At 70.8% G+C, this 4,005-nt stretch carries 4 protein-coding genes; 3 read left to right on the top strand and 1 reads right to left on the bottom strand.

Going from position 1 to position 4,005, the window contains the following annotated elements:
* The 3 genes from IEZ12_RS13865 to IEZ12_RS13875 form a co-directional block, all read left to right on the top strand.
* Positions 1-294 (top strand): hypothetical protein (locus tag IEZ12_RS13865; RefSeq protein WP_229847520.1); only part of this gene is annotated, 294 nt, incomplete at its 5' end.
* Between the two features lie 191 nt (positions 295-485).
* Positions 486-1,604 carry a lipid II:glycine glycyltransferase FemX gene (locus IEZ12_RS13870; protein WP_043915338.1) on the top strand — a complete coding sequence of 373 codons (1,119 nt, stop codon included), beginning with the start codon at positions 486-488 and terminating at the stop codon, positions 1,602-1,604.
* 31 nt (positions 1,605-1,635) lie between these two features.
* Positions 1,636-2,667 carry an alanine racemase gene (locus IEZ12_RS13875; protein ID WP_189272329.1) on the top strand — a complete coding sequence of 344 codons (1,032 nt, stop codon included), beginning with the start codon at positions 1,636-1,638 and terminating at the stop codon, positions 2,665-2,667.
* A gap of 67 nt (positions 2,668-2,734) precedes the next feature.
* Here the strand turns inward: IEZ12_RS13875 and IEZ12_RS13880 are convergent.
* The coding region (locus IEZ12_RS13880) for a glycosyltransferase family 87 protein (protein ID WP_229847521.1) at positions 2,735-4,005 on the bottom strand (1,271 nt) is incomplete at its 5' end.

Consider the following 4,005-nt stretch of genomic DNA (forward strand, 5'->3'; position numbering starts at 1 on the left):
GTCCACCGGCCGCAGTTCACCCTGAACACCGACGGCAACCCGCACCCGCGGGAGAACGCCCTGGTCGGGGTCACCCTGCTGCTCGGCGCGGTCGCCTTCGTCACCTCGTTCTTCTACAACCTCCACCTGCTCAGCTCGTGGACCGGACTGGCCGGGATCGTCACCGGGATGGTCGGCCTGTTCGTCTCGGTCACCACGGCCGAGCGCTTCCTGGTGGTGATCGGGACGGGCGCCGCCGCGTTCGGCCTGTTCCTCGGAGTGGCGCACGGCGGACTCTTCGGGGGCGTGTGGTGACCCCCGCGCGCGGTGGAACCGGGTGAACCCGACCACCGGCGCGCAACCTCCACTGCCCTCCCGGCGTACTACCTGTGCTCAGCAGGTACGAAACGGGGGGGCACAGCCATGTCGGACCGTTTCCCGGTCGAATCGGACCATTCGGACGATAGGGTCACCCTGGGTAAGTCTGACGAGGAGGAGCACGGAGCATGAGCCTGCGTCTGCGGACGATCACGCGTGAGGAACACCTGGCATTCGTGCAGAGCCGGCCCTCGGCCAGCCACATGCAGGTGCCCTCCTGGGCGGACGTCAAGGCGGAGTGGCGCGCCGAGAGCCTCGGCTGGTTCGACGCCGCGGGCGAGCTGGTCGGCGCCGGGCTGGTGCTCTACCGCCAGCTGCCCAAGGTGAAGCGGTACCTGGCGTACCTGCCCGAGGGCCCGATCATCGACTGGTTCGACCCGGACCTGGACCGCTGGCTGAAGCCGATGCTGGCGCACCTGAAGTCGCAGGGCGCGTTCTCGGTGAAGATGGGCCCGCCGGTGGTGGTCCGCCGCTGGGAGGCCGCCACCATCAAGGAGGCGATCGCCTCCAAGGAGGCCAAGCGGCTGCGCGACGTCGAGCCGGACTGGTCCGAGCCGCGCGCCCTGGAGGCCGCCGAACGCCTGCGCCGCTCCGGCTGGCTGCAGGGCGAGGACGGCGGCGCCGGCTTCGGTGACGTGCAGCCCCGCTACGTGTTCCAGGTCCCGCTCGGCGGCCGTTCGCTGGACGACGTCCAGCGCGGCTTCAACCAGCTGTGGCGGCGCAACATCAAGAAGGCGGAGAAGACCGGCGTCGAGGTGGTCCAGGGCGGCTACGAGGACCTCGCGGTCTTCCACAAGCTGTACGTGACCACCGCCGAACGCGACCACTTCACCCCCCGCCCGCTGTCCTACTTCCAGCGGATGTGGAAGGCGCTCACCGCCGAGGACCCCAACCGGATGCGGCTCTACCTCGCCTACCACGACGGCGAACCGCTGGCCGCCACCACCATGCTCACCGTCGGTGAGCACGTCTGGTACTCCTACGGCGCCTCCGCCAACCACAAGCGCGAGGTGAAGCCGTCCAACGCCGTCCAGTGGCGGATGATCCGGGACTCGTACGCGCTCGGCGCGAGCGTCTACGACCTGCGCGGCATCAGCGACACGCTGGACGAGGACGACCACCTGTTCGGGCTGATCCAGTTCAAGGTCGGCACCGGCGGACAGGCCGCGGAGTACCTCGGCGAGTGGGACTACCCGCTCAACAAGCTCCTGCACAAGGCGCTCGACCTCTACATGTCGCGCCGCTGAGCTCAGGTCGGACCTTTACAGGGAGAACGTGATGACCCTGACGATGTACGTGGACGGCGACCGCTGGCGGGCGCACCAGCGCGGGCTGCTGGCCGAGTTCCCCGGGCTGGTCCCGGTCGCCAAGGGCAACGGCTACGGCTTCGGCAACCGGCGGCTCGCCGAGGAGGCGGCCCGGCTGGGCAGCCCCGTGCTGGCCGTCGGCACCGCGGACGAGGCGGCGGCGACGGCCGACGCCTTCCCCGGCGACCTGCTGGTGCTCACCCCGTACCGGGCCGGTGAACCCGAGGCGGAGCTGCCCGCCGACCGGGTGATCCGCACCGTCGCGCACACCGAGGCGCTGGCCGCGCTGCCCGCCGGCGCCCGCGTGGTCATCGAGTGCATGACCGGCATGCGGCGGCACGGCGTCCGGGTCGGCGAACTCCCCGAACTGCCGGTCGGCCACCTGGCGTTGGAGGGCTTCGCGCTGCACCTGCCGCTGGACCGGCCGGACCGCTCCGACCCGGTGGACGAGGTCGCCGAATGGGTCCGGGCGATCGGCGCGGCCGGGCTCCCCACCGACGTCGTCTACCTCAGCCACCTGGCCGCCAAGGACGTGCGACGGCTGGCCGAGCGCCACCCCGACACCGAGTTCCGCTCCCGGATCGGCACCCGGCTGTGGCTCGGCGACGTGGGCGCGATGTCCTCCCGGGCCACCGTCCTGGACGTCACCCCGATCGGGCGCGGCGAGCGGTACGGCTACCGGCAGCACAAGGCCCCGTCCGGCGGCCACCTGCTGGTGGTCAGCGGCGGCACCGCGCACGGCGTCGGCCTGGAGGCTCCCAAGTACGTGCACGGGACACTGCAGCGCCTCAAGGGCCTGGCCCGGGCCTGCCTGGCCACCCTGAACCGGACGCTCTCCCCGTACAGCTGGCAGGGCAAGCAGCTGTGGTTCGCCGAACCGCCGCACATGCAGGTGTCGATCCTGTTCCTGCCCGGCGAGCACAAGGCGCCCGCGGTCGGCGACGAACTGGCGCTGACCGTCCGCCACACCACCACCCACTTCGACCGGGTGGTCGAACGCTGAGGCTGCCGCCGCAACGGCCGAAGCCCGACCGCCGGGGAGGCGGTCGGGCTTCGGCGTTCCTGCGAAGCTACTTCGGCTGCGGGGCGGGCTCGGACTCGACCAGCCAGTCGGCCTCGCCCTGCGGGGCGTACTCGGCGTAGCTCGCCTCCTCGCGCAAGCCGCGGGCCGAGCCGAGCACGAACCGGTCCGGGGCGCCGTCCAGCACGCCGCCGGACGGGTCGTCGCTCCCGTCCCAGCGCACCGGGTCGCGGTCCGGGTAGAGGATGTCGCGGACCACCAGGTAGCAGATGTACAGGGTGCCGACCAGGTGCAGGGCGATCGCGAAGTGGTACCACTGCAGGTCGATGCCGTGGTGCTTGGCGTCGCCGTTGTAGGCCAGGTACGACCAGATGCCGAGGAAGTACAGCACCTCGCAGGCCTGCCAGATCAGGAAGTCCCGCCAGCGCGGCCGGGCCAGCACCGCGAGCGGGATCAGCCAGAGCACGTACTGCGGCGAGTACACCTTGTTGGTCAGCACGAAGGCGGCGACCACCAGGAAGGCCAGCTGGGCGAAGCGCGGACGGCGCGGGGCGCTGATCGCCAGCCAGCCGATCGCCAGGCAGCTGAGCACCAGCAGGCCCGCGATCCAGGTGTTCAGGCTCTCCAGGTGCTGCCCGTTGCGCACGGCCTGCATCAGGATCAGCCAGAACGAGCCGTAGTCCTCGGTGCGGACCTGGCTGAAGCTGTAGAAGGTCAGCCAGCCCTTCCAGTTCGCCAGCATGATCGGCACGTTGACGATCAGCCAGGAACCGGCGGTGCCGCCGAAGACCAGGCCGAACTCCTTCCACTTCCCGGACCGCAGGCACAGGACCAGCAGTGGGCCCAGCAGCAGCACCGGATAGAGCTTGGCCGCGGTCGCCAGACCGATGAACACACCCGCCCACACCGGCCGGGACCCGGACCAGTACGCCATCGCCACGGCGGCCAGCGCCACCGCGAGCAGGTCCCAGTTGATGGTGGAGTCCAGCGCCAGGCACGGCGCGAGGGCGAACAGCAGCGCGTCCCACGGGCGGCGGCGCTGGGTGCGGGAGACCGCGACCACCGCGACCACCGCGCAGATCATCAGCATTCCGGCGTTGACCAGCCAGAACCACTGCTCTCGGCTCATCATGTCGCCGTTGTGGGTGGTCAGCCAGGCCGCGATCTGCATGAACAGACCGGTCAGCACCGGGTACTCCAGGTACTGCATGTCCGCCGAACCCTGCGGGATCGGGTCCAGGTACGGGCGCCCGCCGTCCGCGAAGCCGCGCCCCGAGAACAGGTGCGGGATGTCGCTGTAACAGGCGTGCGTGTACTGGC

Source organism: Kitasatospora griseola, assembly GCF_014648555.1.
Lineage (GTDB): Bacteria > Actinomycetota > Actinomycetes > Streptomycetales > Streptomycetaceae > Kitasatospora > Kitasatospora griseola.